We start from the raw sequence: 25,817 nt of genomic DNA, 5'->3' as shown, positions 1-25,817 counted from the left end.
TGCAGGCTATTTTATTCACTTGGTCAGAATGTTACTTCTGGCGTGATATTATTTAACCATTTGATAACTGAATGGTGGTTTTGTCTAGTACCTGTATCCCATTTTTTAGACGAAAAGTCGACAAACATCTACTTTATTGGTTTTTATGTTGGCTGTGGCGTTATTTCCATTGACAGGTGGTTTATTGCTCTGTTTGTGATTTTTTTGTCTAAAAACAAGGTGTTAATAATATTATTCTTAGAGGTTGGGGCCGGGTTACAGCGGGAGGGTAACAATAATAAAAGTAAGGGAAATGGGGCTTGGGTAATATTTATCACAACAACTGGCGATAAATAGCGCTATTACTCTTCTTGTAACGTGTCTTCACGCATTCTCGCTGGCCGCCGTTGCAGACACCACCAGGAATAGAATGCGTTAAATAGCACCACCAGCGCCGTCATGCAGAATACCGCGCGGAATCCGTAGCTGGCAGAGACGGCTGCGCCGAGCAGTGGGCCGCTAACGTTGCCGATATCCCGGAAAGATTGGTTATAGCTGAATATTCGCCCGGCAACCTGATTGGTACAGTTGTAGATCAGTAAGGTTTGTACCGCAGGCAGCAGTGCGCCATCGGCAGCGCCGAGCAGGAAACGCAATACGCCGAGTTGCCAGGGGGTCTGGACAAAGGCCATAGGGATCAGCAACAGCACGGAAATCACCAGCATAAACACCAGAATCCGCTCCGGGCCGATCCTGTCGCCCAACTTGCCCAGCCGTGGCGCACTCATCAAGGCAGCAACGCCGGGTACCGAGGCGATCAAACCACTGACAAACGCCAGGTTGCTGATGTTGCCCGCCAGTTCACGCACGTAAAGCGTGAGGATTGGGGCAATCGAGCCAGTGGCGATCTGGATGATCATGGTGGTGACAAACAGGCTGAGGATCAGCTTGGGGCTTTTGAGCGAGGCAAAGACTTGGCGCGCATGCAACATGTCTTTTTTCTGCACCGGAGTGAACTGTTCCCGCACGCAGAACAGCGTCAGCAGGAAACAGATAAACAGCACCGTAGCGGTGATGAAGAACACGGGGCGCAGGCCATATTGGTCAGCCAGCAAACCGCCAATCAATGGGCCAATCAGGGCACCACTGACGCCGCCGGTCGATAGGGTACCCAGTGCCCAGCCGCTGCGATGGCGCGGCACCTGGGTAGCAATCAGCGCATTGGCGTTGGGAATAAAGCCGCCGAGCAGCCCTAGCACCGCGCGCAGTGCCAGAAACTGCCAGATGTTTTGCGCCATGCCCATCAGCACCATCACAATGCCCATTCCTAGCGCAGAACGCAGCAACATCAGCTTACGCCCACGGCGATCGGCCAGGCTGCCCCAGAACGGTGAGGCAATGGCGGAGAACAGGAAGGTGATACTGAACACCAATCCGGACCACATATTCAGCGACTGATGGCCGGTAACGCCAAGAGCTTCAACGTACAGCGGCAGGAACGGCATGATCAGGCTAAAGGCCGCACCGGTCAGAAAGCAGCCCAGCCAGGTGATGAACAGGTTGCGTTGCCAATTGATAGGTTCTGCTGCCGGGGCCATAGGTTTCCGTGCGGGATAGGGGAGCCTGGCGATCGCGCAAGGCAAAAAAAGTTAGCCTGGTAAGTATGCGCTTAATAACGAAGGTTATCAATTGAGCAACTGTGTGATTTTGAGTAAAAATGAAATAAAGTTTTAAAACGGGGAATGTCAATTATTCCCGCGCAGAATAACGCGGGAACGGGGGCTCAGGCGCCGACCAAGGCTTCGAATCCGGCGCTGGTGGTAGTGAGGGCGACGTTTGTCACCTCATAATTGGCCACGGCGATGAAGGGATCTTCCGCCAGGATGGCATCCAGCGTGGAACGTTCCATATCTTTTACCAGGATCACGCCGCCGGTACGCGGATTCTTTCGGCCAGAGGCAATAAAGCTGCCAGCTTGAAAATAGCGCTTCAACCAGGCGATATGCCCTTCAAGATGGCTTTCTACTTCTTCAATCGGGCGGTGGTAGGTCAGGCTGACGATATACATAGAAGCTCCTGTTGCTGGAAAAGTGACAATATCATGTGGGCCATCCTGGCCCGTGGTGATTAATAGAGAGAGGGCTCACCTTCTGGGCGGGTCTTGAAGCGGCGGTGCAGCCACATATATTGATCCGGTGCCATCAGGATCTCTTTTTCTACCACTTTGTTCATAAAGGCCGCAGCCTCGACTTCGTTATCCAGCGGGAAGTTCTCCACCGCTGGCTGCATGATGAGTTCGTACCCTTTCCCTTCTGGCAGGCGGCGAGGCGTAAAGGGAATGATCGCCGGTTTCCCCATGCGCACCAACACATAGCTGCCTGTGGTGGTCGCTGCTTTTTCCACTGCAAACAGCGGAGCAAACACGCTGCTGCGCGGGCCGTAGTCATGATCCGGTGCGTACCAGATGATCTCTCCTTGTTTCAGGGCGCGGATCATCCCTTTGACGTCTTTACGATCCAGCATGGATTTGTTTGAACGCATACGGCCCCAGGTCTGTAGCCAATCCATCAGCTTGTTGTCGTGTGGACGGTAGACGCCTATCCCTGGATTGTGGATACCGAAGATGCGCGCACCCAACTCCAGAGTCAGGAAGTGCAGGCCGATCAGTAGCACTCCTTGATGATTGTCCCGTGCCTTTTGAATGTGCTCTAGACCGCTGACGCTGAACCAGCGCTCAATGCGCCAGTTGGGCCAGAACCAGGCCATGCCGGTTTCAAACAGCCCCATCCCCACGGATTCGAAGTTCTTGACTATCAACGCATCACGTTCGGCTCTTGGCATATCCGGAAAGCACAGTTCCAGGTTACGCTCGGTTATCGCTCGCCGGCGTTTGAGGAAACGCATTGAAAAGCGACCCAACCCGGTCCCCAAACGATAAATCATTGGGTATGGCAACAGGACCAGCAGGTAGAGTAAGGCAATGCCAAACCAGGTAAGCCAGTAGCGCGGATGCAGTAAAGATCGATTGAAAGAAGGAACTTGCGTCATGGGTTCTCAGCTTAGAAGCAGTCATTTAACAGTAATAACAGATAAAATGCATAGATACGTCGAGTTGCCGGTCGCCAGCAGCACTTTTGGTGACAACGGGTTGCTAGAACGACTCAGTCTATGCGATGGTTTTCTGCCGCTTATAATAGCGTATTGTGGCATTTTTCTTTTGTAACAGGAAAACTCACCGCATTAAAACACCCTTTTTTGGCCAAAATCAGGCGTGGGCGCTGGTTTTTTCGCCAAATCCAGTGAGGATCGACCTATAAATCAGACGGCGTTTTATGCGTTCATTGATTCAGGAGGTAACTATGTTGGCATCATGGTTAAGTGCTGGACTGCTGGTGATGGGGGGGCTGCTTGGTTGCCTAGGGGCATATTTGCAGTACAACCCTTTGCTGGCCGTAGCGGGAACCGGACTGCTGTCTGGGGCGATTATCTCTGGGGCTACGGAATGGTCAAGCGGGCGCTAAACACCCGCTTGAGGTCGTTTTAATGGTCTTTGAACAAACCTTTTACCCGATGCGGTTCTGAGCGCCAATACTGTGGCGGAGCCTGCACTTGGGCCCCCAGTTTTGCGGCCGCGTGCCATGGCCAACGAGGGTTATAGAGAATACCGCGCGCTAGCGCGACCATATCGGCCTGACCGGTGGCGACGATCGCTTCCGCTTGCTCTGGTTCGGTGATCAACCCCACGGCGATGGTTGGCATCCCCACTTTATGTTTGATGGTTTCGGCAAACGGCACCTGATAGTTCGGCCCCACCGGGATTTTTTGCTGTGGTGACAGGCCGCCGCTGGAAATATGAATGTAATCGCAGCCCAACTCCTTTAAAGCGCTGGCCAGTTCAACAGATTGTTGTTCGTCCCAGCCTCCTTCAACCCAGTCACTGGCGGAGATCCTCACGCCAAGCGCTTTGTTGGCCGGGAATACCGCCCGCACCTGGCTAAAAATCTCCAGCAACAATCGCATACGATTTTGCAGGCACCCACCATATTGATCGGTGCGATGATTGGCCAGTGGCGAAAGGAACTGGTGCAACAGGTAACCATGTGCCCCGTGCAGTTCGATCAGCTCGAAGCCGAGACGGTCGGCACGCCGTGCCGCTGCAACAAACTGTGCCTTCAGCTGCTCAATTTGCTCCAGGCTCATAGCCTGTGGAGTCTCATCCAGAGGGTTAAAGGGCTGGGTAGAGGCCGAGAGCGTTTGCCAACCACCCTCACTCCTGGTCAGTTGGGCACCGCCATGCCAGGGAAGGGCGCAAGAAGCTTTGCGGCCAGCATGCCCCAGTTGGATCCCCAAAGGCATGGTGGCGTGCTTTTTTACCGCCTGAACCACGTCGGCAAGTGCCTGCTCGGTATCGTCGTCCCACAGGCCCAGATCTCCCGGAGAAATACGTCCTTCCGGTGAAACCGCAGTGGCTTCCACAATCAGCAAACCTGCCCCGGAAAGGGACAGATGGCCGAGGTGCATCGTATGCCATTCGGTGGCTTTGCCGTTGTCGGCAGAGTACTGGCACATGGGGGCGATAATGATGCGGTTAGGCAACCGCAGTAGCCCCAAGGTGATCGGAGTAAACAGCTGGCTCATAATTTCCTCATGGTCCGTCCAAATTCGTTGCTACAACTTGCACTAGGCTTATCGGTATTTGCCAATAACGTCAAGCTTTGTGCGGAAATGATTGCCGCCGGGTTAATGCTGTGTTGCAGCCTATTTTCGGGTATGATGTGCGCCGCGCGCGGGCTAACGGCCCGTGGGCACTCAATCAGTCACCTCCCGAAAGACAGGAAAGTACACCATGCCAGTGTTACATAACCGAATTTCTAATGAGGAACTGAAGGCGCGTATGCTGGCCGAAACCGAGCCACGCACCACAGTTTCTTTTTATAAATATTTCACCATTGACGACCCAAAGGCATTTCGCGATAGCCTGTATATTCAGTTCGATAAACTGAAGGTGTTTGGCCGTATCTACGTGGCCAAAGAGGGCATCAATGCGCAGATCAGCGTGCCACAGAGTCATTTTGACGCGTTCAAAACCGTGCTGTTTGCTTCGCACCCGGCGCTGGATCAAGTGCGCCTGAATATTGCGCTGGAAGACGACGGCAAATCCTTCTGGGTACTGCGCCTGAAAGTGCGTGAACGTATTGTGGCCGACGGGATTGAAGATGAAACCTTCAATCCTGCCAATGTGGGTGAGTATCTGCAGGCCGATCGTGTTAACCAGATGATCGACGATCCGAATACGGTGTTTGTTGATATGCGCAACCATTATGAGTACGAGGTTGGGCACTTTGAGAAGGCGATCGAAGTGCCTTCCGACACGTTCCGCGATCAGCTACCGATGGCAGTGGAAATGCTACAGGAGCAGAAAGACAAGAATATTGTCATGTACTGTACCGGTGGGATCCGTTGTGAGAAAGCCAGCGCCTATATGCTGCATAATGGCTTCAAAAACGTCTATCACGTGGAAGGCGGTATTATCGAATATGCCCGCCAGGCGAAGGCGCAAGGGTTGCCATTGAAGTTCATCGGCAAGAACTTTGTGTTTGACGAGCGCATGGGGGAACGTATCTCAGAGGACGTGATTGCCAACTGCCATCAGTGCGGTGCGCCATGTGATACTCACACCAACTGCCTGAACGACGGCTGCCATCTGCTGTTTATCCAGTGCCCAAGCTGTGCCGAGAAGTTTGCTGGCTGTTGCAGCGAGACCTGCCGTGAAGAACTGAAACTACCGCGTGAAGAACAGCGAGCCCGCCGGGCTGGCCGCGAGAATGGCGTAAAAATCTTCAATAAGTCCAAAGGGCTGTTGCAAACCACCATGCATATCCCAGAACCGAAAGAGTAGGGTGTTGCTCATAGGATAGAAATAGGGCGCTGAAATTCAGCGCCCTTATTGATTACTTCTCGCGAACGCCTTCGACCGAGATGATCAGCTCAACTTCCTGAGAGGCTGGGCCGAGGTCGGTGGTGATGCCAAAGTCTTTCAGCTTGATTTTACCGTTGGCTTCGAAACCGGCGCGGTAACCGCCCCAAGGATCCTTACCTTCGCCGACCAGCTTGGCTGCCAGCGTGACTGGCTTGGTCACGCCATTCAACGTCAGGTTGCCGACTACGGCATAACCTTCACCGTCTTTTTTCACCTCGGTAGAGGTAAAGGTGGCCTGCTTGTTCTTTTCAACGTTCAAGAACTCGGCGCTGCGCAGGTGTTTGTCACGCTCGGCGTGGTTGGTGTCTACGCTGGCGGTGTTGATGGTTACGTTGACTTTATCGTTAGCCGGGTCTTTTTCATCGAAGGTAAAGCCACCGTCAAAATCTTTGAAAGAACCATAAATCCAGCTGTAACCCAGGTGCTGGATGCGGAATTCGATAAAGGCGTGCTGGCCTTGTTTGTCGATTTTATAATTGGCAGCCAGGGCGGAACCGGCGTTTAACAGCAGAGCGTCCGCGGCCAGGCCTAATACGGTTTTCTTCAACATAGCAATATCTCCATAAATCCAAAGGGTTAATCGGTGCTGCGACCCAGCATCCGTTTCAAAGTAACATCACCATCAATAAAGTGATGTTTAAGCGCAGCAAGGGCGTGCAGTACCGAAAGCACGACGACGGCCCAAGCCAGATAAAGATGGATAGTCCCGGCGGTATCGGCCTGCTGTGGCAAACCGGTCACGCTGGCCGGTACGTCAAACCAGCCAAATACGCTGATTGCCTGACCGTCGGCGGTCGAGATCAGGTAGCCACTGATCAGGATGGCGAATAGCACGGTGTAAAGCGCGATATGGGCGAGTACCGCACTGATATGCGTAAGACGGCTATAACTGGCCAGGGGCTTGGGCGGCGGCGAGATAAAGCGCCAAACCACTCGTACCACCATTACGATAAACAGCAGCGTGCCAATACTTTTGTGGATCTCCGGCGCCTGGTGATACCAAACGTCGTAGTAACCCAGCGTCACCATCCATAATCCGAGGGCAAACATGCCGTAAACGGTCAGTGCCACCAGCCAGTGGATCAGCACAGAAACGTGACCAAAGCGGTCGGCGGTATTTTTCCAGAGCATCAGTTTTCCTTACAAATCTCATTTACCGACAGCAATACTTAAACTTTAAGAAATATAAATCAATAATAAATTTAACTAAGTTACTGCATAAAAATATTAATCAGTAGATTTGTTTGAGTTGTGGCGAGTTGGTCAAAGGAATCGTTGGAGAGGGCGCTTTTCTGGCAATACTGGAGAAACTCTGGCCAATTGAAATCTATCGACTTTATTCTTAATTGTCAGCTTTTGTCATTTTTCGTAAATACCACCAGAAACCTTGGCAAATAATTGAAAAACGACTAACGCCGATTATTTGTTCGCCTTATCTACCAGGATTAATTTAATTCCTTCAGCAACTTGAGGGTAATATGCCTGCGACAGCAAGGAATAATTTGCTAACATGTATTTATCGACGGCTCTGGCGGGCCTGTATCACACAAGGAAATTTCATGGGCATACCCGAGTTTAATGACCGCAAGTTACGTCTGATCATGATGCTGGCCATGCTGGTGGTGATCCTGGCTGGCATAAAGGCGGCGGCAGATATTGTGGTGCCATTCCTGCTGGCGGTGTTCTTGGCCATCGTGTTAAACCCGCTGGTGCTGCTACTGGAACGCTTTCGTGTGCCTAGAGCGCTGGGGGTGACGCTATTGGTGATTGCCATCGTCGTGCTGTTGCTGACCTTGATCGGTATGCTGGGTGCTTCATTAAATGAGTTTGCTCGCTCATTGCCGCAGTATCGGGGCGTGATGCTGGAGAAGCTGAGTGAACTGCAATACCAGGCGCAGCGCTTCAATCTGGATATTAACTTCTCGGCAGAAGCGGTGGTCAAATACGTCGATCCTGGTGCCACCATGAACCTGGTGACCCGCCTGCTGGGGCATCTTTCCGGGGCCATGACCAGCATCTTCCTGTTATTGATGACGGTAGTCTTTATGCTGTTTGAGGTGAAGGTATTGCCCTTTAAGCTGCAGCAGGCGCTGGATAATCCCACCGAAGGGATGGCCACTATCCGCCGGGCCTTGCAAGGGGTTACACACTATCTGGTGATCAAGACCGCCATCAGCCTGGCAACTGGCCTGATCGTCTGGGGCTTTCTGAGCTGGGTTGGCGTTCGTTTTGCCTTTATCTGGGGCATGATGGCGTTCATGTTCAACTATGTGCCCAATATTGGTTCGATCATTGCCGCTATTCCGCCGCTGATCCAGGCTTTGCTGTTTAACGGCTTTGCCGATGCGGCCGTGGTGGCTGCGGGCTATATTCTGATCAACCTGATCATCGGTAATATGCTGGAACCACGGATCATGGGCCGTGGGCTGGGGCTTTCTACGCTGGTGGTGTTCCTTTCCCTGATCTTCTGGGGCTGGCTGATGGGGCCCGTGGGGATGCTGCTTTCGGTCCCCTTGACCATTATCGCGCGCATCACGTTGGAAACCATGGATGGAGGACGCAAGGTGGCAATGCTCCTCGGTGATGGGCGCGAGATAAACGAAATTACGCCGAAATGAGGCTTAAACGACGGCCTGCAGTGCTAACGAAGCCGAACCCACCTGTTTAAAGGTGGTGGGTTCTGGCGGATAGAAATAGCGCAGTATGTTATACAGTGAATAAAATTCCAGCCGGTTACGCACGTTGATTTTCTCGGTGATATGGCGCTTGTGCACGTACACCGTATGGGAGCTGATCTGTAATTTCTTGGCGATGCGGTAATTCGGCATTTCGGACATCCAATAGCGCATTACCGTCAATTCTTGCGGGCTGAAAAGCGAATGAGCCTCTTGATCCTTCATTAGCTCACTGGGGATTTTACTTAGCGTTTTTAGCGCAATGGGTAACACGGCTTTGTTGAATAAAAAAGTATTGCTGGCGATGCGCAGCGGGCTTTCACTATAGGGATAAGGAGCATCAAGGTAAATATGTACCGTTGCACGCCAGGCCGCCGTGATAAACGCTGAAAGCAGTTGATTATCTGTTGTACAGCGGCAGTAGTTGGTTAGATTCACCAAAATATGGCTGGGTTTGAAACTGGCCAGTAGAGGGAGCGCGGTGTCGATGTCTGGGCAGCATTTTACTGACGCAAACACGTTGTCAGTAAAGTGGCTGGCGATCCCAATACGAGTGAAACAGCATTCGTCTACAACGAGTAGTTTCATGGTGACGTCCTTGTTGAAGATACAAAACGGGCTAGAGCCTAATTATGTAAAATAGGCCTTACCCGGCAGTAGGATCAATTCGGAAATCCAGTGGCTATAGGAAGATATTTCCGTCCATAGCCTATTTTTCAGTAATATCAGTATGTTGTCGTATTTTTATCGCTGTGGTTTTCCCCTGCCGCTGGCCAGAGCGGTGCGAACAGGGGATTGATCGGTCAGAAACGCCGCAGGCTGAAGGGGGTGATATCCAGGGATGAAGGCTTATCTTGCGCAAAAAGCGCTGCTATCTCGCCCAGTACACTGGCAAACTTAAAGCCGTGGCCACTCAGGCCGGTGATCACCATCAACTGTTGGCAGTCAGGCAGGGTGTCGATGATAAAGTCTTCATCCGGGCTCATATCATAGCTACAGGCCTCACCGTGTAGACAAACGCCAAGCCCAGGCAAGAAGTGGCGCAGAAAGCCGAATACTTCGGTACCGTCGCTGGCCAGGGAGCCGAACGGCTTACGCTGATCTGCTGTCTCCATCGGTTGTCCACCCTCATGTTTACCGACCTTTAAGCCGTCATTCTCCGATGGGAAACCGTAATAGTGGCAGCCGTCTTGCGCTTCAACGGTGAACGCCGGAAAGCGGTTGTTTTCGCTGTAACGGCCATCGGCCTGATACCAGGAAAACACCTTACGTACCGGTGAAACAGGAAGCTGTGGTAACAGATTTTTGACCCAGGTACCTGCGCAGACCACGGCTTTACGCCCTTGGTAGCGCCCTTCTGAAGTAACGACCTCAACCCCTTGCTCGATTGGCTCTATCGCGGTCACCGGGCAATTAAACAGTTGGGCGCAGCCCGCTTCTCTGGCCAGTCTGATATAGCTGGCGACAATCAGCTCAGAACGCAGTATTCCTGCATCCGGTTCGAACAGGCCGACATAACCCGCTGGCGCAGTGAACTCTTGCCAGCGCTGTTGGATCTGTTCGGCGCTCAGTAACTGTGTATTGAGGTTAAAGCTTTTGGCACTGCGCTGTGCCGTGGTGACAAACTCACTGTTTTGTGGCCCCAGAGTGAGTACGCCACAGGGATGAAACAGCTTGTCGCCGCTTTTCTGTTCCAATCCGTTCCACAGTGCCTGGGCACGCAGCAGAAAAGGCACATATTTTTCGCCTTCACCGTAAGCATGGCGGATGATGCGGGTATCGCCGTGGTGACTGCCCTGACGATGCGGGGGGAAAGCGCTGTCGATCATTAAGACCTTAAGGCCTGCGGTTGTCGCATAATAGCCTGCAGCAGCCCCAACCGAGCCGCTACCCACGATGATCAAGTCATATTCCACGTGCCATGTCCTTTCTCTGATGTGTCGCTGATGGCCGTTATGATAAAAGTTTGGCGGCGGTAATGCACCATGAACCGATGCGAGCCGATACAAAAGAAAAGGCGCCGGTTAATTGCCGACGCCTTAGCGGTTGAGGGTGAATGGGTTAATGTTTTCTTCGATCAAGGTCTAAATAATCCGTAGATTCTATCTTGGCGATGCCAGCTTCTAAAATATTGATCAATTGGCGGGCAACGTCTGTGGTTAGCCAAAGAGTCCGATCCACTTGCGCTTCTTCGGCTGTTTGGTCTAGTGAAGACAGGTAATGAAGGCGAATCATCATGGCATCATAAACATCGACGGTACTGATATCCCAGCCAACAAGCGGATGTGTCTGTATTACTTCATCATTTCTGTCCATAAAGACCCCTTATCAAGTAGTGACTAGCTGGAGTTACTAACGAGGATCAATGCGTCTCATCTTCATGGTGAGCTTTTACAGTATACGCATCCGGGATCTGACGTGGGGTGTTTTCCTGCGGTTTATTGCAAATAAATATTTTTTGCGCAATTAATCGGCAAATGGTAGGGGCGCTGAATGCTGCGCCCGTTCAAATATTACTCTTCGGATGCGGGAGGAAGTTGCACGTGCGCATGGCTTTCCAATTCGGCTGCCAGATGAGCGAAATGCTTTTGCATCTCAGGATCGCGGTTCTGATTTTGTGCTTCCAGTTTCAGGCTGTGGATCAGCAACTGATTGGTTTTGTCATTCAAGCCAAAAGACAAATAAGAGAAAGCGACCTCGAGTACGTTCAGCCGCCGTTTTTGATCGGCGATCAGGGCCAGCAACTCGCCAAAGGTCATCGCTTCTTCGGGTTTGTCTTTATCCGGAACCATTGTTTACACCTTTGTTGCACCATAAGTCGTCTAATCATTACAGACCACAAGTGCTGTTTGTTCCAGGGGAAAGGGCAATACGGCGGAAACAAAAAAGCCGGAGAGCGACCCCCGGCAACAACGACATTGCAGAATTATTCTGCACTGAACCAATCGTCGGCACTTTCCCAGGTTTCCTGGAGTATCTCCTCGATCAGGTCTTTATCTGTTTTGGCACCGCCCATTACGGAAAGGCCATTGGCACCGGCATAACGGATCTGGACGGTAGTGTCAGGAAACTGGCGATTGACCCGTTTACTGAATTCGCCGGTCAGGGCTTCGATAGCCCCCGGCGGCAGTGGTTTGGTTTTATCTATAGTGACTTCAACACGCATAATTGCCCCCGGAACTGTATACTGGATATTTATACAGTCAAATAACACCGGAGGCAAGAGCAGAAATAAAATATTTAGCAGTCGGTCACTGACCAGTTGATGGTCTCACCCGCCAGGAAGGGCACCACGGCTTCATTACCCAGAGTTATCTCCTCTGGCTGGGCCACCGGTAGGCGTTGCAGCGTGATAAAGTCCTGGTTCACCGGCAAGCCGTAGAAGCGTGGGCCATTCAGCGAGCTGAAGGCTTCCAGATGCTCAAGCGCGTCTAATTGCTCAAACACGGTGGCGTAGGCGGGCATCGCGTTAGGGGCGTTAAATACCCCTGCACAGCCACAGCTGGTCTCTTTACGGTGTTTGGCATGAGGTGCCGAGTCGGTGCCTAGGAAGAAGCGGTCACAACCGCTGGCAACGGCGCTGCGTAACGCTTCCTGATGGATGTTACGTTTGAGGATCGGCAGGCAGAACAGGTGTGGACGGATCCCACCGACCAGCATGTGGTTGCGGTTAAACATCAGGTGCTGTGGCGTAATGGTGGCACCAAGGAAACGATTGCCTTCCTGCACGTACTGAGCGGCTTCCCGGGTGGTGATATGCTCGAATACGATTTTTAATTCCGGGAACTGGCGGCGCACCGGCTCCATCACCTGTTCGATAAAGCGAGCCTCGCGATCGAAGATATCCACGCTGGCATCGGTGACTTCTCCATGGATCAGCAGCGGCATACCGATCTTCTGCATCTGCTCAAGCAGGGGATAAATTCCGGTCACATCGCTCACGCCGTGGCTGGAGTTGGTAGTGGCATTGGCTGGATAGAGTTTGGCGGCGGTGAACACCCCTTGCTCAAACCCGTTGACTAGCTCCACAGCAGCCAGTGAATCCGTCAAGTAGCAGGTCATCAATGGCGTGAAGTTATGTTCCGGCGGGAGGGCTGCCAGAATGCGTTCACGATAGCTACGTGCTGCGGCAACGGTGGTGATCGGTGGGGCCAGGTTCGGCATCACAATCGCCCGGCCAAACACCTGACTGGTATAGGGCAGAACCGTTTTCAGCATGTTGTCGTCACGCAAATGGATATGCCAGTCGTCAGGGCGGCGGATTTTCAGGGCTTGGGGTTGTGCGGTCATGGTGCAGAGCTCCGGCGGTCAAAAAATCTTAGTAAAAGCGAATAATTTTGGGTTATTCACGCCGGGGTGAAAGGATAAGCGGAAAACGTTCCGGATGCATCTGTTAGTTAATGGCAAATTGAAATCAGTTGGCTGCGAGAGCTTGGGTAACCGGGAAGCACTGATTATCTCAGGCCAGATCTAGGGAGGGGGCATCTTCTGGAAAGGGGTGAAAAAAACCCGCCATTTAGGCGGGTTTTGTAGGGCAGGGATTAACTTAGTCGTTAACTGGCTGCGGTTTGGTCGCTGGAGCAGTGGCCTGATTAGCCGCTGCATGGCCGCCAGCAGAACCTTTTCCGTCAAAGTTGAAGGAAGGGCGCTGCCACTCGCTGGTCTTGGTGGCTTCCGGCTGATAATCCGGCGCAGGCGCTTTGGTCATCGGGGCGGTAGCGATATGCTTGTAGAGCGCCGGTTGCGGTTGTGCAACCACTGGGGCCGCCTGCACAGGAGCTGGAGCAGCCTCTGGCTGTGCTGACACGACTTCCGGCTCTGCGGCTACAGCAGTTTCTGCAGGGGCAGCCACAACGGCTTCCACTACAACTTCTTCAACTACCGCTTCTTCAACTACAGGCTCTTGCACCAAGGATTCAGTGATAACCGGCTCAGCTTGTACTGCAGCATCTGTAACCGTCTCATCTTCAGTTGTTTCACTGACAACGGTTTCATCTACCACAACAGCGGCTGATTCGGCAGCGACGACAGCGTCGGCTTCGGTTTCAACAGGTGCAGTTTCTACCGGGGCTTCAACTACTGGTGTTGCCACCGATTCAGCCACTACCGAAGCGGTGTCAACTACGCTTGGCGCTTCGTTGACCACAGGCTGAACAGGAGCGGCTTCAACAGCCACCGGTGCAGCAGCCACGGCTACGGTTTCAATTGCCACTGGCGCTTGAGCTTCTTCGTGTTCAACGTAGACGGCTGCTTGTGCCACAGGATAGCTGACCCAAACCTTGCCTGAAGCCATCTCTGGTGAGGCAAACGCCCCGGCCAACGGCATTGGCGACTGGTTCGGATAACGCTCGTCACGATAGCGACGACGACGCTGACCACTGACGCGCAGATGGCGTGGAGAACGACGAGAGCGACGTGGCATGCCGTTTTCACCGTTACCACGGTTGTCAGCTTGCGTGTCATCTTCAGCCTGGGCCGCAATGGCCTGTGGCAACAGTTTAACGCTCTCAGCCAATACCGGAGCCTGGCGTTCTTCAACCTTGGCAACCGGTGCCTTAGGCGCTAACAGCTCTTCAGCGGCGCGATGCAGTTCTTCTTCCGCCGACAGGACGCGAACTTTCTGCGCGAGTGGACGGCGTTGACGACGTTGCGTTGGCTGCTGATGACGGTCTTCATCTTCGTCATTGCTATTGCTGGCAACAACGACTTCCGCAGTTTCCGGCACTTTGACGTCTTGTGGAGCCTGGCGTTTTTCTTCCTGACGACGGCGTTGACGCTCGGCTCGTTGTTCACGGCGCTGTTGCTGATCTTCGCGCTGTGCCTTGGCCGCTTCTTCAGTCTGCACTTCGGTGTTGGCAGCCGCTGGTGCAGTCTGTTGTTGTGCGTTACGGCGGTTGTTGCGGCGCTGATCGTCACGGCTTTCACGCGGTTCGCGCGGTTCGCGATTTTCGCGTGGTTCACGATCACTACGTTCACGGTTGTCACGCCCTTCGCCACGTTCTTTACGCTCGCCACGTTCACCTTTACGGCCAGAGCCTTGGCGGCGTTGACCACGACGATCCTGACGACGGTTGTCGCTGTCTTCCGTTTTCTCAGCTACGACCGGTTTAGCTTCAACCACCGGCGTTTCTTCACCGGCGAACAGTGACTTCAAGCCACCGAACAGACGGCTCAACAGGCCAGGTTTGGCCTCAGCAGTGGGGGTTGATGCAACTGCCGGTTTGGCGGCAACGGCAGGCTTGCTAACCACAGGCTCTTCTTCCTGCGGTGGAGCATCCTGTGACAGGGAGAAGGAAGCCAGAGCCGGTTGCTCGCGTTTGCGCTCGACTGGCGCATCATCCTGCGGCTGGGCCATTTCTTCTTCATGCAGCTTCGGCAGCAGGTAGCTCAGGGTCGGTGTTTCTTCACCCTTGCGTACGCGCAGCACGGAGTAATGCGGAGTTTGCATCTGATCGTTTGGCACGATGATCGCTTTCACGCCACCCTGGCGCTTCTCGATCGCGCTGACAGAATCACGTTTTTCGTTCAGCAGGTAGGAAGCAACCTGAACCGGTACGATGGCGTGAACTTCTTTGGTGTTCTCTTTCAGCGCTTCTTCTTCGATCAGGCGCAGAATAGACAGCGCCAGCGATTCGTTATCACGGATGGTGCCGGTACCGGTACAGCGCGGGCACACGTGGTGGCTGGACTCACCCAGTGACGGGCTGAGGCGCTGACGGGACATTTCCAGCAGGCCAAAGCGCGAGATACGGCCAATCTGAATGCGGGCACGATCCTGGCGGACGGCATCGCGCAGACGGTTTTCCACTTCACGCTGGTGACGAACCGGGGTCATATCGATAAAGTCGATAACGATCAGGCCACCCAGGTCGCGCAGGCGTAATTGGCGAGCAATTTCATCTGCGGCTTCCAGGTTGGTATTGAATGCGGTTTCTTCGATGTCGCCACCGCGGGTTGCACGCGCGGAGTTGATGTCGATAGCGGTCAAGGCTTCGGTGGTGTCGATCACGATGGAACCACCGGAAGGCAGACGCACTTCACGTTGGAACGCGGATTCGATCTGCGATTCGATCTGGTAATGGCTGAACAGCGGGATTTCGCCACTGTACAATTTGATCTTGCTGCTGAAATCCGGGCGGCCCAAGGCAGCGATGTGCTCTTTGGCCAGATCGAGTACCTTCGGGTTGTCGATCAGGATTTCGCCGATGTCCGGGCGCAGGTAGTCGCGGAATGCTCGCACGATAACGTTGCTTTCCTGGTGGATCAGGAATGGAGCAGGGCGGCCTTCGGCGGCTTTTTTAATCGCTTCCCAGTGCTTGAGGCGGAATGACAGATCCCATTGCAGAGCGTCGGCAGATTTGCCTACGCCAGCGGTGCGGACAATCAATCCCATGCCGTCTGGCAATTGCAGCGAGGAGAGCGCTTCTTTCAGTTCGGTACGGTCGTCACCTTCGATGCGGCGAGAAATACCACCGGCACGCGGATTGTTCGGCATCAGAACCAGATAGCTACCGGCCAGGCTGATGAAGGTGGTCAAGGCAGCGCCTTTATTACCCCGTTCTTCTTTATCAACCTGAACGATGACTTCCTGGCCTTCACGCAGCACATCTTTGATGTTTGGGCGACCATGGGAAGAGTAATTGCTTGGGAAGTATTCGCGAGCGATTTCTTTTAGCGGGAGGAAACCATGTCTTTCAGCGCCGTAATCAACGAACGCGGCCTCTAGACTAGGTTCAATACGAGTGATTTTACCTTTGTAAATATTCGCTTTTTTCTGCTCATGGCCAGGGCTTTCAATATCCAGATCGTACAGCCGCTGTCCATCTACAAGGGCAACACGCAACTCTTCCTGCTGAGTTGCGTTAATCAACATTCTTTTCATCTTAACTTACTCGTTTTTTTTACATTATCGATAAAGCTGCGGGCAAAATAACCTCATGGCCAGGTTAAAACCGAAAACCCCGTGTCTTCTCGCAAAGCCGTCAACCTCACGGTTGTCGCCTGCATAGGGGCGCATTATCTCGGTAAGCCTGTATTTCTTTGTGAAACACAGCGCTTTTGACTCAGGGAATAGCCTCTGATTTATGATGACAGATCTGATTCCATTTGCCGGCCAAGCTGCAACCCGCAGCCCGCTAATTGTTTGATTTCACATTACGTCTTACGCCATTGCTGCGTTTTTGTGCAACCAGACAAACTGTATAATTCCGCAATTCTCCTCGTTTCAAGGGGATCGGCACGGAAAGTTACAGCATTATTCCATTGCAAGCACCTTTATAGCAAGGTGACTTTTCCTTAACTATGATCGAAACCGCAAACGATCAACCTGGCTTGCTGCCTTATTGTTCGCTGGCGTTTCTTTCACAGTCTGAGAGACAGTTAAGCACATAAAAAGAGGTGGCGCTATTGACGCGCTCTATTTAGAATCCCGCCCCATGAAAACGAACATTCCCGCAGTACAATTAGTGACGATTTCTGACGACGAAGCCGGTCAGAGAATCGACAATTTCTTGCTTGCCCGCCTGAAAGGCGTGCCGAAGAGCATGATTTATCGCATCGTGCGCAAGGGCGAGGTGCGGGTCAATAAAGGCCGCATCAAGGCTGAATATAAACTGGCAGCGGGCGACGTGGTGCGCATTCCTCCGGTTCGGGTCGCCGAGCGTGAAGATGCACCGGTTTCCGCCAAGCTGGATAAAGTTGCAGCCCTGGCGGATTGTATCCTTTATGAGGACGATCACCTGCTACTGCTGAACAAACCTTCGGGAACGGCGGTGCACGGCGGTAGCGGCCTGAGTTTTGGGGTGATCGAAGGATTGCGTGCATTACGCCCGGAAGCACGTTTTCTGGAGCTGGTGCACCGCTTGGATCGCGATACCTCCGGCGTGTTGATGGTGGCCAAGAAGCGTTCGGCGCTGCGTTCGCTGCACGAGCAGTTGCGCCTCAAGGGGATGCAGAAGGATTATATGGCGTTGGTGCGCGGCGAGTGGCAGTCGCACTGCAAAGCGGTGCAGGCACCGTTGCTGAAGAATATTTTGCAGAGCGGTGAGCGCATTGTCCGCGTCAACAGCGAAGGCAAACCTTCGGAGACCCGCTTCAAGATCGAAGAGCGCTTTGAACATGCCACGTTGGTGAAGGCCAGCCCGATCACCGGGCGTACCCACCAGATTCGCGTGCATACCTTGCATGCCGGGCATCCGATCGCCTTTGACGACCGTTATGGTGACCGGGAGTTCGATCGCCAATTGGCGGGCACCGGCCTGAAGCGCCTGTTCCTGCATGCGGCGGCGCTGCGCTTTGAACATCCTGCCACCGGCGAAACGATGCGCATCGAAGCGCCGATGGATGACGAACTACGTCATTGCCTGCAGGTATTGCGGCAAAGAACCGCCGCTGCCAAGAAATAAGCTTATACCAGCGGGTTGATCCCTTCAGCCCGCAACATCTCCAGCAATGCGATCAGCGGCAGGCCAATCAGCGCATTCGGGTCGCGGCCCTCCAGCTTTTCAAATAGCGCAATCCCCAAACCTTCACTCTTGAAGCTGCCAGCACAAAAGAGCGGCTGCTCGAGGCGCACGTAGGTTTCGATCTCCACTTCGCTCAACGTACGGAAATGAACGTGGAAAGGCTCACACATCACCTGTAGGCGTTGGCTACGGCTATTATAGAGCGCCAAACCGGTATAGAAGGTCACCTGCTTGCCGCTGGCCTTGCGTAACTGCTGGCGGGCGTTCTCTTCGCTATGGGGCTTACCGGTGATTTCCCCGGCGATCACGCAGACCTGATCGGAACCGATAATCAGATAATCAGGGTAGGCTATAGCCAGCGCCTGAGCCTTGGCCGCCGCCAGGCGCAGTACCAAAGCCTCGGCACTTTCCCCGGGCAGCGGTGTTTCATCGGTTTGCGGTGCTGCACAAATAAAGGGCAGGTGCAGCTTCTCCAACAGCTGCTGGCGGTAGATTGACGTTGAAGCGAGTAAGAGTCTTTGCATAATTTTTTCCACAAACCGTAGCGTAAATATGTCGGTCATCTTAAACTGTCGGCCGCTCTGGAAGCGAATATTGGTGAAAGGTGCCGTTTTAGGGCCTTTTTCTTTGACTCTATGACGTTACAAAGTTAATATGCGCGCCCTATGCAAAAGGTAAAATTACCCTTGACCATTGATGCGGTACGTACCGCTCAGAAACGCCTGGACTATATTGGTTCCTATGCGCCTGAGCTGGTTACACGTGTTGCCGACTCCGTGGTCAGTGTGGACAGTGATGTCGAAGTGCAGTTGTCGTTTGATATTGATAACCAGCGCCTCGCGGTGATAACAGGGCATGCGGACGTCGCGGTAACGCTGATGTGTCAACGCTGTGGTGTCCCGTTTGCACATCAGGTCCACACAACATATTGTTTTAGCCCGGTCGTCAATGATGAGCAGGCTGAGGCATTACCGGAAGCGTACGAACCGATCGAAGTTGACGAGTTTGGCGAAGTCGATCTGTTGGCAATGATTGAAGATGAAATTATTCTTTCACTGCCTGTCGTTCCGGTACATGAATCTGAACACTGTGAAGTGTCCGAAGCGGACATGGTGTTTGGCAAACTGCCTCCTGAGGCGGAGAAACCAAATCCATTTGCCGTATTAGCCAGTTTAAAGCGTAAGTAATCGAGGAGTAAGGTCCATGGCCGTACAACAAAATAAACCAACCCGTTCCAAACGTGGCATGCGTCGTTCACACGATGCCCTGACCACCACCACCTTGTCTGTAGATGCGACTTCCGGTGAAACTCATCGTCGTCACCACATCACTGCCGACGGTTTCTACCGCGGTCGCAAGGTTATCGGCTAAGTCAGCGATACTTTGACTCGTCTAACCCTGGCGTTAGATGCAATGGGCGGGGATTTCGGTCCCTGCGTCACAGTGCCTGCTTCATTGCAGGCACTGGCCTCTAATTTACAGCTTCATCTCCTGTTAGTCGGCGATCCCGACGTCATCTCCCCGTTACTTGCCAAAGCCGATCCGTCTGTCCTGGAACGCTTGCAAGTCGTACCTGCCGAATCGGTTATTGCCGGTGACGCCAAGCCTTCACAAGCGATCCGGGCCAGCCGAGGTACCTCTATGCGTATTGCGCTGGAGTTGATTAAAAGCGGTGAGGCGCAGGCTTGTGTCAGTGCAGGGAATACCGGGGCGTTGATGGGGCTGGCCAAGCTGCTGATCAAACCGTTGGACGGCATTGAACGCCCGGCGTTGATGACCGTGATACCTAACCAGCAGCGCGGTAAAACCGTGGTGTTGGATCTGGGAGCCAACGTAGAGTGCGACAGCACGATGCTGGTGCAGTTCGCGGTCATGGGTGCCGTGATGGCGGAAGAGGTATTGGGTATCGCGCAGCCACGTGTGGCACTGCTCAATATCGGCGAAGAAGAAACCAAAGGGCTGGATAATATCCGCGAAGCCTCCGCCGTACTTAAAAAAACTCAGGCAATCAACTATATTGGTTATCTGGAAGGCAACGACCTGCTCACTGGCAAAACCGATGTGATGGTCTGCGACGGCTTCGTCGGCAACGTCACTCTGAAAACCATGGAAGGTGTGATAAGACTGTTCTTGTCGCTACTCAAGTCATCCTCCGAAGGGGGGAAGCAGGCGTGGTGGTTAAAATTGTTGGGTCGTTGGTTACAAAAAAGGGTGGCAAGGCGTTTTGGTCATCTGAACCCCGACCAGTATAATGGTGCATGTCTGTTAGGATTGCGGGGGACCGTGATCAAGAGCCACGGCGCCGCGAACCAAAACGCGTTTGCGGTGGCAATCGAACAGGCTGTACAGGCGGTGCAGCGGCAAGTTCCGGACCGGATTGCTGCGCGCCTTGAAGCTGTATTACCCAAGAGTGACTGATCGTTCATGTATACAAAGATTCTCGGTACGGGGAGTTACTTACCCGCACAAGTGCGCACCAACGCTGACTTAGAAAAAATGGTGGATACGTCTGACGAGTGGATCGTGACTCGCACCGGTATTCGTGAACGTCGTATCGCTGCCCCGGATGAAACCGTGGCAACCATGAGCTTCCATGCTGCGTCTCACGCGCTGGAAATGGCGGGTGTGGCTAAAGAAGATATCGGCCTGATCGTGGTGGCGACCACCACCTCGAGCCATGCGTTCCCAAGTTCTGCCTGCCAGGTGCAGCAGATGCTGGGTATTCAGGACTGCGCGGCGTTTGATATCGCGGCGGCCTGTGCTGGCTTTACCTATGCCTTGAGCGTTGCCGATCAGTACGTGAAGAACGGCGCGGTAAAACATGCGCTGGTGATCGGCTCCGATGTGTTGTCACGCACGCTCGATCCAGAGGATCGCGGCACCATCATCCTGTTTGGTGATGGTGCGGGCGCGGTAGTGCTGGGAGCGTCTGAGGAGCCGGGCATTATCTCTACCCATCTGCATGCCGATGGTCGCTACGGCAATCTGCTGGCGCTGCCGAATAAAGATCGTCAGAACCCGGATCAACCTGCTTATGTCACCATGGCGGGTAACGAAGTCTTTAAAGTGGCAGTCACCGAACTGGCACATATCGTTGATGAAACGCTGAAGGCCAACGATCTTGACCGCAGCGAACTGGATTGGCTGGTTCCGCATCAGGCCAACCTGCGCATCATCAGCGCAACGGCAAAAAAACTGGGTATGGGGATGGATAAAGTGGTGGTGACGCTCGATCGTCACGGTAACACCTCTGCCGCCTCGGTACCTGCGGCGCTCGACGAAGCCGTACGCGACGGGCGCATCCAGCGTGGTCAGCTGGTGTTGCTAGAAGCATTCGGCGGTGGCTTTACCTGGGGCTCGGCGCTGGTTCGTTTTTGATTCAACAGGAATAAAAAAATGACGCAAACTGCTTTTGTTTTTCCAGGCCAGGGGTCACAAACCGTTGGCATGTTGGCCGATTTGGCCGCACAGTTTCCCATTGTGGAACAAACTTTTAGCGACGCTTCTGCGGCTTTGGGTTACGATCTGTGGCAGTTGGTACAGACCGGCCCGGCAGAAGAGCTGAATAAAACCTGGCAGACACAGCCAGCGTTGTTGGCGGCCTCCGTTGCCATCTTCCGTGTCTGGCAACAGCAGGGCGGTAACATGCCTGTGATGATGGCCGGCCACAGCCTGGGTGAATACTCGGCGCTGGTGTGTGCCGGTGTGCTGGATTTTGCTGCGGCTATCCGTTTGGTAGAGCTGCGTGGCAAACTGATGCAGGAAGCGGTACCGGAAGGTACCGGTGCCATGTACGCCATCATCGGTCTGGATAATGACTCGATTGCCAAAGCCTGTGAGGAGTCAGCTCAAGGCCAGGTAGTTTCACCGGTGAACTTCAACTCTCCGGGGCAGGTCGTTATCGCGGGCAACAAAGAAGCGGTTGAGCGTGCAGGTGCAGCTTGCAAGGCGGCGGGAGCCAAACGTGCACTGCCGTTGCCGGTGAGCGTGCCTTCGCACTGCGCACTGATGAAGCCGGCTGCCGATAAGCTGGCTGTAGCGCTGCAAGACATCACCTTCAATGCGCCGTTAGTACCGGTAGTCAATAACGTTGATGTACGCGCAGAAACCGCGCCAGAAGCCATCCGCAGTGCGTTGGTTCGCCAACTGTACAGCCCGGTGCGCTGGACGGAAAGCGTAGAATTTATGGCGGCAGAGGGTGTGACTCTGCTGTTGGAAGTGGGCCCAGGCAAAGTGCTGACCGGCCTGACCAAACGCATTGTCGACACTTTGACGGCGGCAGCGGTTAACGATACTGCCAGCCTGTCTGCGGCGTTGGAACAGTAAAAGAGGATAACCATGAGCTTCGAAGGGAAAATTGTCCTGGTCACCGGCGCAAGCCGCGGTATTGGCCGGGCTATTGCAGAGTTGTTTGTTGCACGTGGCGCCAAGGTTATCGGCACTGCTACCAGCGAGAGCGGTGCTGAAGCCATCAGCAGCTATCTGGGTGAGAACGGCAAAGGCTATATGCTGAACGTGGTTGATGCTCAATCTATCGACAACGTTTTGACCTCGATTCGCGCAGAATTTGGCGAAATCGACATTTTAGTGAATAATGCCGGGATTACGCGTGATAACCTGCTGATGCGAATGAAGGATGATGAGTGGCAGGATATCCTGGACACTAATCTGACTTCCGTATTCCGTCTGTCAAAAGCGGTAATGCGAGCTATGATGAAAAAGCGGTTTGGCCGTATCATCTCTATCGGTTCCGTTGTTGGCACCATGGGGAATGCAGGGCAGGCTAACTACGCGGCGGCTAAAGCCGGTCTGATTGGTTTTAGTAAGTCTTTGGCACGTGAGATCGCTTCACGTGGCATTACGGTCAACGTCGTGGCTCCTGGCTTTATTGAGACGGACATGACACGGGCGTTGACAGAAGATCAACGCGCAGGCATTTTGACTCAGGTTCCGGCTAGCCGGCTTGGGGAAGCTAAAGAAATCGCCAGCGCTGTTGCATTTTTAGCCTCTGACGAGGCCAGCTACATCACCGGTGAAACGTTACATGTCAATGGCGGCATGTATATGATTTAAAAAATGCGAAAACTATTTGCGTTATTTGAGGTAAAAACCGCAAAATAGCGTAAAATCGTGGTTTGACCAGCCGGGATTTAGTTGCATCTTTTTCAACATTTTATACACTACGAAAACCATCGCGAAAGCGAGTTTTGATAGGAAATTTAAGAGTATGAGCACTATCGAAGAACGCGTTAAGAAAATCATTGTTGAGCAACTGGGTGTTAAGCAGGAAGAAGTATTGAACAACGCTTCTTTCGTTGAAGACCTGGGCGCTGATTCTCTTGACACCGTTGAGCTGGTAATGGCTCTGGAAGAAGAATTCGACACCGAAATTCCAGACGAAGAAGCTGAGAAAATCACTACTGTGCAAGCAGCTATTGATTTCATCAACGCTAGCCAGCAGTAAGCGAACATATCTAGGCGGTCACTCGACCGCCTAAGTTTTTTCTATCCCTAGCGTCATATTTTCCCTCCTTGGAGGACAAACGTGTCTAAGCGTCGAGTAGTTGTGACCGGACTGGGCATGTTGTCTCCTGTCGGCAATACGGTAGAGTCCACATGGAATGCTCTTCTTGCCGGTCAGAGTGGCATCAGCCTGATCGACCATTTCGATACTACTGCCTATGCAACGCGCTTTGCTGGCTTGGTAAAGAATTTTAACTGTGAAGATTTCATCTCGCGCAAAGATGCGCGCAAGATGGATGCCTTCATTCAATACGGCATCGTCGCCGGCATGCAAGCCATGCAGGATGCGGGGCTGGATATCAACGAGGCGAACGCCAATCGTATTGGTGCCGCTATCGGCTCCGGTATCGGCGGCCTGGGGTTGATTGAAGAAAACCATAGCTCACTGGTTAACGGTGGCCCACGGAAAATCAGTCCGTTCTTTGTGCCTTCGACCATTGTGAACATGATTGCCGGTCACCTGACCATTATGTATGGCATGCGTGGCCCAAGTATTTCCATCGCTACCGCCTGTACCTCAGGTGTCCATAACATTGGCCATGCCGCACGTATCATTGCTTATAATGATGCCGATGTGATGCTGGCCGGTGGTGCAGAAAAAGCCAGTACCCCTCTGGGTGTCGGCGGCTTTGGGGCAGCTCGTGCGCTCTCAACCCGTAATGACAACCCACAGGCCGCAAGCCGCCCCTGGGATAAAGACCGTGATGGTTTTGTGCTGGGCGATGGTGCGGGGATGATGGTGCTGGAAGAGTACGAACATGCCAAACTTCGCGGTGCGAAAATTTACGCCGAAATTGTCGGGTTTGGTATGAGCAGCGATGCCTACCACATGACATCGCCACCGGAAAACGGTGCTGGTGCCGCCTTGGCGATGGAAAACGCGCTGCGTGATGCAGGTGTGACAACGTCACAGATTGGCTATATCAACGCGCATGGCACCTCGACGCCGGCCGGTGATAAAGCCGAAACCCAGGCGGTGAAGTCCGTATTTGGCAGCGATGCCAAGCGGGTGATGGTCAGCTCCACCAAATCGATGACCGGCCACCTGCTGGGTGCCGCTGGGGCGATTGAGTCGATCTTTACCGTGTTGGCCCTGCGCGATCAGGCAGTTCCACCAACCATCAATCTGGACAACCCAGATGAAGGTTGCGATCTGGACTTCGTCCCGCACGAAGCGCGTCAGACTAAAGATATGGAGTTCACGCTGTGTAACTCCTTCGGCTTCGGTGGCACCAACGGCTCGCTGATTTTCCGTCGGGTATAGTTCTAGCCAACTCAAGCTGATAAAGGCCCGGTGCACTCTGACCGGGCTTTTTTTATGGTGCCAGGCCGTCTATCGTAGTATGTGCCTGATATGCTGTCGTAGTGAAACCACAGTGAGGAAACGCATGTACTGGATAAATGGACAACAACATGACGCCCTGGCAGCCAGCGATCGCGGTTTGCAGTTTGGCGATGGCTGCTTTACCACCTCCAGGGTGGTGGATGGCAACATCGATCTCTTCCCCTGGCATCTTGAACGCATGCAGCAGGCGGCGCAGAGGTTGCTACTGCCTGCTGTGGACTGGGCTGCATTGGAACTTGAGATGCGCCATGCGGCTAGCTCTCTCCCCCATGGCGTGGTCAAAGCGATACTGACCAGAGGCAGTGGTGGGCGAGGTTACAGCCCGCACGGCTGCGCTGCACCTACACGGATCGTTTCACGCAGCACCTATCCCACGCATTACCTGTCATGGCGTGAAGAAGGGATCAGCCTGGCGCTCAGCCCGGTTGCGCTGGCACGTAATCCACTGCTGGCTGGCTTGAAACACCTTAACCGCCTGGAGCAGGTGTTGATCCGCGCACATCTTGACCAGGCCGATGCCCATGAGGCGCTGGTGCTTGACACTGCGGGTATGCTGGTGGAATGCTGTGCGGCTAATTTGTTCTGGCGCAAAGGAAAAAGCGTCTTTACGCCAAATCTGGATCAGGCGGGTGTCGCTGGTGTGATGCGCCGCCGCGTGATTGAACTTCTGGCGGGCAGCGAGTATCTACTGCATTACGTCAGTGAACCGCTAGAGACGCTGGCCGATGCGGAGGAAGTGCTGATATGCAACGCGCTGATGCCGTTGCTGCCGGTGAATAGGGCACAATCATGGCGCTACCCTTCGCGCCAACTGTATGATTTTTTGCGACCACACTGTTAATGATGGCTGA

Annotated in this window: 27 protein-coding genes; 13 read left to right on the top strand and 14 right to left on the bottom strand. The window is 53.5% G+C overall.

Annotation, left to right across the window (positions count from 1 at the left end; translation table 11 throughout):
- Positions 1-341: 341 nt before the first annotated feature.
- The 3 genes from mdtG to N6G83_RS16715 form a co-directional block, all read right to left on the bottom strand.
- Positions 342-1,577 (bottom strand): multidrug efflux MFS transporter MdtG, encoded by a 1,236-nt coding sequence (mdtG, locus tag N6G83_RS16725; RefSeq protein ID WP_024528528.1) that lies wholly within the window; start codon positions 1,575-1,577, stop codon positions 342-344.
- Positions 1,578-1,762: 185 nt separating this feature from the next.
- Positions 1,763-2,047, bottom strand: coding sequence for a YciI family protein (locus N6G83_RS16720; protein WP_024528529.1), 285 nt, complete (start codon positions 2,045-2,047; stop codon positions 1,763-1,765).
- 59 nt (positions 2,048-2,106) lie between these two features.
- Positions 2,107-3,027 (bottom strand): Kdo(2)-lipid IV(A) acyltransferase, encoded by a 921-nt coding sequence (locus N6G83_RS16715; protein ID WP_199063134.1) that lies wholly within the window; start codon positions 3,025-3,027, stop codon positions 2,107-2,109.
- A gap of 311 nt (positions 3,028-3,338) precedes the next feature.
- Between N6G83_RS16715 and N6G83_RS16710 the strand changes: the two genes are divergently transcribed.
- Entirely contained in the window at positions 3,339-3,500 is a 162-nt protein-coding gene (locus tag N6G83_RS16710) for a histidine kinase (protein WP_211135630.1), read from the top strand.
- Positions 3,501-3,519: 19 nt separating this feature from the next.
- Here N6G83_RS16710 and N6G83_RS16705 read toward each other — a convergent pair whose 3' ends face one another.
- A complete protein-coding gene (locus N6G83_RS16705; RefSeq protein WP_211135631.1) occupies positions 3,520-4,617 on the bottom strand; it encodes an NADH:flavin oxidoreductase/NADH oxidase in 1,098 nt (365 codons plus the stop codon).
- A gap of 208 nt (positions 4,618-4,825) precedes the next feature.
- On the opposite strand from N6G83_RS16705, the gene N6G83_RS16700 reads away from it, so the two are divergent.
- Positions 4,826-5,878 carry a rhodanese-related sulfurtransferase gene (locus N6G83_RS16700; protein ID WP_024528532.1) on the top strand — a complete coding sequence of 351 codons (1,053 nt, stop codon included), beginning with the start codon at positions 4,826-4,828 and terminating at the stop codon, positions 5,876-5,878.
- A 52-nt stretch (positions 5,879-5,930) separates the two neighbouring features.
- Here the strand turns inward: N6G83_RS16700 and N6G83_RS16695 are convergent, their stop codons facing one another.
- Together N6G83_RS16695 and N6G83_RS16690 are read right to left on the bottom strand one after the other, a co-directional pair.
- Positions 5,931-6,509 carry a YceI family protein gene (locus tag N6G83_RS16695; RefSeq protein WP_211135632.1) on the bottom strand — a complete coding sequence of 193 codons (579 nt, stop codon included), beginning with the start codon at positions 6,507-6,509 and terminating at the stop codon, positions 5,931-5,933.
- Between the two features lie 26 nt (positions 6,510-6,535).
- Positions 6,536-7,090: a cytochrome b gene (locus N6G83_RS16690; protein ID WP_021804727.1), complete on the bottom strand. Its 555-nt coding sequence runs from the start codon at positions 7,088-7,090 to the stop codon at positions 6,536-6,538.
- A gap of 428 nt (positions 7,091-7,518) precedes the next feature.
- On the opposite strand from N6G83_RS16690, the gene N6G83_RS16685 reads away from it, so the two are divergent.
- The gene (locus N6G83_RS16685; protein WP_074031316.1) at positions 7,519-8,577 is read left to right on the top strand and encodes an AI-2E family transporter; all 1,059 of its coding nucleotides are present in this window, start codon (positions 7,519-7,521) and stop codon (positions 8,575-8,577) included.
- A 3-nt stretch (positions 8,578-8,580) separates the two neighbouring features.
- On the opposite strand, the gene N6G83_RS16680 is transcribed toward N6G83_RS16685, so the two are convergent.
- The 7 genes from N6G83_RS16680 to rne form a co-directional block, all read right to left on the bottom strand.
- The gene (locus N6G83_RS16680) at positions 8,581-9,222 is read right to left on the bottom strand and encodes a helix-turn-helix transcriptional regulator (RefSeq protein ID WP_074031317.1); all 642 of its coding nucleotides are present in this window, start codon (positions 9,220-9,222) and stop codon (positions 8,581-8,583) included.
- 215 nt (positions 9,223-9,437) lie between these two features.
- Complete coding sequence (solA, locus tag N6G83_RS16675) at positions 9,438-10,550, bottom strand: N-methyl-L-tryptophan oxidase (protein WP_024528536.1); 1,113 nt, start codon at positions 10,548-10,550, stop codon at positions 9,438-9,440.
- A gap of 145 nt (positions 10,551-10,695) precedes the next feature.
- Positions 10,696-10,950 carry a biofilm formation regulator BssS gene (gene bssS / locus N6G83_RS16670; RefSeq protein WP_024485935.1) on the bottom strand — a complete coding sequence of 85 codons (255 nt, stop codon included), beginning with the start codon at positions 10,948-10,950 and terminating at the stop codon, positions 10,696-10,698.
- 197 nt (positions 10,951-11,147) lie between these two features.
- Positions 11,148-11,426 carry a hypothetical protein gene (locus N6G83_RS16665; RefSeq protein ID WP_024528537.1) on the bottom strand — a complete coding sequence of 93 codons (279 nt, stop codon included), beginning with the start codon at positions 11,424-11,426 and terminating at the stop codon, positions 11,148-11,150.
- A gap of 134 nt (positions 11,427-11,560) precedes the next feature.
- Positions 11,561-11,800 (bottom strand): DNA damage-inducible protein I, encoded by a 240-nt coding sequence (gene dinI, locus N6G83_RS16660; protein ID WP_021178315.1) that lies wholly within the window; start codon positions 11,798-11,800, stop codon positions 11,561-11,563.
- Between the two features lie 74 nt (positions 11,801-11,874).
- Complete coding sequence (gene pyrC, locus N6G83_RS16655) at positions 11,875-12,924, bottom strand: dihydroorotase (RefSeq protein ID WP_260523999.1); 1,050 nt, start codon at positions 12,922-12,924, stop codon at positions 11,875-11,877.
- Positions 12,925-13,180: 256 nt separating this feature from the next.
- Entirely contained in the window at positions 13,181-16,516 is a 3,336-nt protein-coding gene (rne, locus tag N6G83_RS16650; protein WP_211136827.1) for a ribonuclease E, read from the bottom strand.
- Positions 16,517-17,069: 553 nt separating this feature from the next.
- On the opposite strand from rne, the gene rluC reads away from it, so the two are divergent.
- Positions 17,070-18,038 carry a 23S rRNA pseudouridine(955/2504/2580) synthase RluC gene (gene rluC / locus N6G83_RS16645; protein ID WP_024485939.1) on the top strand — a complete coding sequence of 323 codons (969 nt, stop codon included), beginning with the start codon at positions 17,070-17,072 and terminating at the stop codon, positions 18,036-18,038.
- A 2-nt stretch (positions 18,039-18,040) separates the two neighbouring features.
- Here the strand turns inward: rluC and N6G83_RS16640 are convergent, their stop codons facing one another.
- Complete coding sequence (locus tag N6G83_RS16640; RefSeq protein WP_024528540.1) at positions 18,041-18,622, bottom strand: Maf family protein; 582 nt, start codon at positions 18,620-18,622, stop codon at positions 18,041-18,043.
- Between the two features lie 141 nt (positions 18,623-18,763).
- Between N6G83_RS16640 and yceD the strand changes: the two genes are divergently transcribed.
- The 9 genes from yceD (at position 18,764) to pabC (ending at position 25,807) form a co-directional block, all read left to right on the top strand.
- Positions 18,764-19,285: a 23S rRNA accumulation protein YceD gene (gene yceD, locus N6G83_RS16635; RefSeq protein ID WP_179248034.1), complete on the top strand. Its 522-nt coding sequence runs from the start codon at positions 18,764-18,766 to the stop codon at positions 19,283-19,285.
- A 16-nt stretch (positions 19,286-19,301) separates the two neighbouring features.
- Positions 19,302-19,469, top strand: coding sequence for a 50S ribosomal protein L32 (gene rpmF, locus N6G83_RS16630; RefSeq protein WP_004943042.1), 168 nt, complete (start codon positions 19,302-19,304; stop codon positions 19,467-19,469).
- Between the two features lie 12 nt (positions 19,470-19,481).
- A complete protein-coding gene (gene plsX, locus N6G83_RS16625) occupies positions 19,482-20,516 on the top strand; it encodes a phosphate acyltransferase PlsX (protein WP_024528541.1) in 1,035 nt (344 codons plus the stop codon).
- Between the two features lie 6 nt (positions 20,517-20,522).
- Positions 20,523-21,476 carry a beta-ketoacyl-ACP synthase III gene (locus N6G83_RS16620; RefSeq protein ID WP_024528542.1) on the top strand — a complete coding sequence of 318 codons (954 nt, stop codon included), beginning with the start codon at positions 20,523-20,525 and terminating at the stop codon, positions 21,474-21,476.
- A gap of 18 nt (positions 21,477-21,494) precedes the next feature.
- A complete protein-coding gene (fabD, locus tag N6G83_RS16615; protein WP_024528543.1) occupies positions 21,495-22,424 on the top strand; it encodes an ACP S-malonyltransferase in 930 nt (309 codons plus the stop codon).
- 12 nt (positions 22,425-22,436) lie between these two features.
- Positions 22,437-23,171: a 3-oxoacyl-ACP reductase FabG gene (gene fabG / locus N6G83_RS16610; protein WP_024528544.1), complete on the top strand. Its 735-nt coding sequence runs from the start codon at positions 22,437-22,439 to the stop codon at positions 23,169-23,171.
- Positions 23,172-23,325: 154 nt separating this feature from the next.
- Positions 23,326-23,562, top strand: a complete 237-nt coding sequence (gene acpP, locus N6G83_RS16605) for an acyl carrier protein (RefSeq protein WP_004719003.1) — start codon at positions 23,326-23,328, stop codon at positions 23,560-23,562.
- A gap of 81 nt (positions 23,563-23,643) precedes the next feature.
- On the top strand, positions 23,644-24,885 hold the full coding sequence (fabF, locus tag N6G83_RS16600) for a beta-ketoacyl-ACP synthase II (protein WP_211136826.1): 1,242 nt from the start codon (positions 23,644-23,646) through the stop codon (positions 24,883-24,885).
- 124 nt (positions 24,886-25,009) lie between these two features.
- Positions 25,010-25,807 carry an aminodeoxychorismate lyase gene (pabC, locus tag N6G83_RS16595; RefSeq protein WP_024528546.1) on the top strand — a complete coding sequence of 266 codons (798 nt, stop codon included), beginning with the start codon at positions 25,010-25,012 and terminating at the stop codon, positions 25,805-25,807.
- Positions 25,808-25,817 lie beyond the last annotated feature (10 nt).

The organism is Serratia sp. PL7, assembly GCF_945957435.1.
Note: the sequence above shows the minus strand (reverse complement) of the source record. Positions and strands in the feature narration are given on the sequence as shown.

What these genes read in the sequence shown, in the direction of transcription:
- mdtG (WP_024528528.1), bottom strand. Translation starts at nt 1,577, where the DNA reads ATGGCCCCGGCAGCAGAACCTATCAATTGGCAACGCAACCTGTTCATC.
- N6G83_RS16720 (WP_024528529.1), bottom strand. Translation starts at nt 2,047, where the DNA reads ATGTATATCGTCAGCCTGACCTACCACCGCCCGATTGAAGAAGTAGAA.
- N6G83_RS16715 (WP_199063134.1), bottom strand. Translation starts at nt 3,027, where the DNA reads ATGACGCAAGTTCCTTCTTTCAATCGATCTTTACTGCATCCGCGCTAC.
- N6G83_RS16710 (WP_211135630.1), top strand. Translation starts at nt 3,339, where the DNA reads ATGTTGGCATCATGGTTAAGTGCTGGACTGCTGGTGATGGGGGGGCTG.
- N6G83_RS16705 (WP_211135631.1), bottom strand. Translation starts at nt 4,617, where the DNA reads ATGAGCCAGCTGTTTACTCCGATCACCTTGGGGCTACTGCGGTTGCCT.
- N6G83_RS16700 (WP_024528532.1), top strand. Translation starts at nt 4,826, where the DNA reads ATGCCAGTGTTACATAACCGAATTTCTAATGAGGAACTGAAGGCGCGT.
- N6G83_RS16695 (WP_211135632.1), bottom strand. Translation starts at nt 6,509, where the DNA reads ATGTTGAAGAAAACCGTATTAGGCCTGGCCGCGGACGCTCTGCTGTTA.
- N6G83_RS16690 (WP_021804727.1), bottom strand. Translation starts at nt 7,090, where the DNA reads ATGCTCTGGAAAAATACCGCCGACCGCTTTGGTCACGTTTCTGTGCTG.
- N6G83_RS16685 (WP_074031316.1), top strand. Translation starts at nt 7,519, where the DNA reads ATGGGCATACCCGAGTTTAATGACCGCAAGTTACGTCTGATCATGATG.
- N6G83_RS16680 (WP_074031317.1), bottom strand. Translation starts at nt 9,222, where the DNA reads ATGAAACTACTCGTTGTAGACGAATGCTGTTTCACTCGTATTGGGATC.
- bssS (WP_024485935.1), bottom strand. Translation starts at nt 10,950, where the DNA reads ATGGACAGAAATGATGAAGTAATACAGACACATCCGCTTGTTGGCTGG.
- N6G83_RS16665 (WP_024528537.1), bottom strand. Translation starts at nt 11,426, where the DNA reads ATGGTTCCGGATAAAGACAAACCCGAAGAAGCGATGACCTTTGGCGAG.
- dinI (WP_021178315.1), bottom strand. Translation starts at nt 11,800, where the DNA reads ATGCGTGTTGAAGTCACTATAGATAAAACCAAACCACTGCCGCCGGGG.
- pyrC (WP_260523999.1), bottom strand. Translation starts at nt 12,924, where the DNA reads ATGACCGCACAACCCCAAGCCCTGAAAATCCGCCGCCCTGACGACTGG.
- rne (WP_211136827.1), bottom strand. Translation starts at nt 16,516, where the DNA reads ATGAAAAGAATGTTGATTAACGCAACTCAGCAGGAAGAGTTGCGTGTT.
- rluC (WP_024485939.1), top strand. Translation starts at nt 17,070, where the DNA reads ATGAAAACGAACATTCCCGCAGTACAATTAGTGACGATTTCTGACGAC.
- N6G83_RS16640 (WP_024528540.1), bottom strand. Translation starts at nt 18,622, where the DNA reads ATGCAAAGACTCTTACTCGCTTCAACGTCAATCTACCGCCAGCAGCTG.
- yceD (WP_179248034.1), top strand. Translation starts at nt 18,764, where the DNA reads ATGCAAAAGGTAAAATTACCCTTGACCATTGATGCGGTACGTACCGCT.
- rpmF (WP_004943042.1), top strand. Translation starts at nt 19,302, where the DNA reads ATGGCCGTACAACAAAATAAACCAACCCGTTCCAAACGTGGCATGCGT.
- N6G83_RS16620 (WP_024528542.1), top strand. Translation starts at nt 20,523, where the DNA reads ATGTATACAAAGATTCTCGGTACGGGGAGTTACTTACCCGCACAAGTG.
- fabD (WP_024528543.1), top strand. Translation starts at nt 21,495, where the DNA reads ATGACGCAAACTGCTTTTGTTTTTCCAGGCCAGGGGTCACAAACCGTT.
- fabG (WP_024528544.1), top strand. Translation starts at nt 22,437, where the DNA reads ATGAGCTTCGAAGGGAAAATTGTCCTGGTCACCGGCGCAAGCCGCGGT.
- acpP (WP_004719003.1), top strand. Translation starts at nt 23,326, where the DNA reads ATGAGCACTATCGAAGAACGCGTTAAGAAAATCATTGTTGAGCAACTG.
- pabC (WP_024528546.1), top strand. Translation starts at nt 25,010, where the DNA reads ATGTACTGGATAAATGGACAACAACATGACGCCCTGGCAGCCAGCGAT.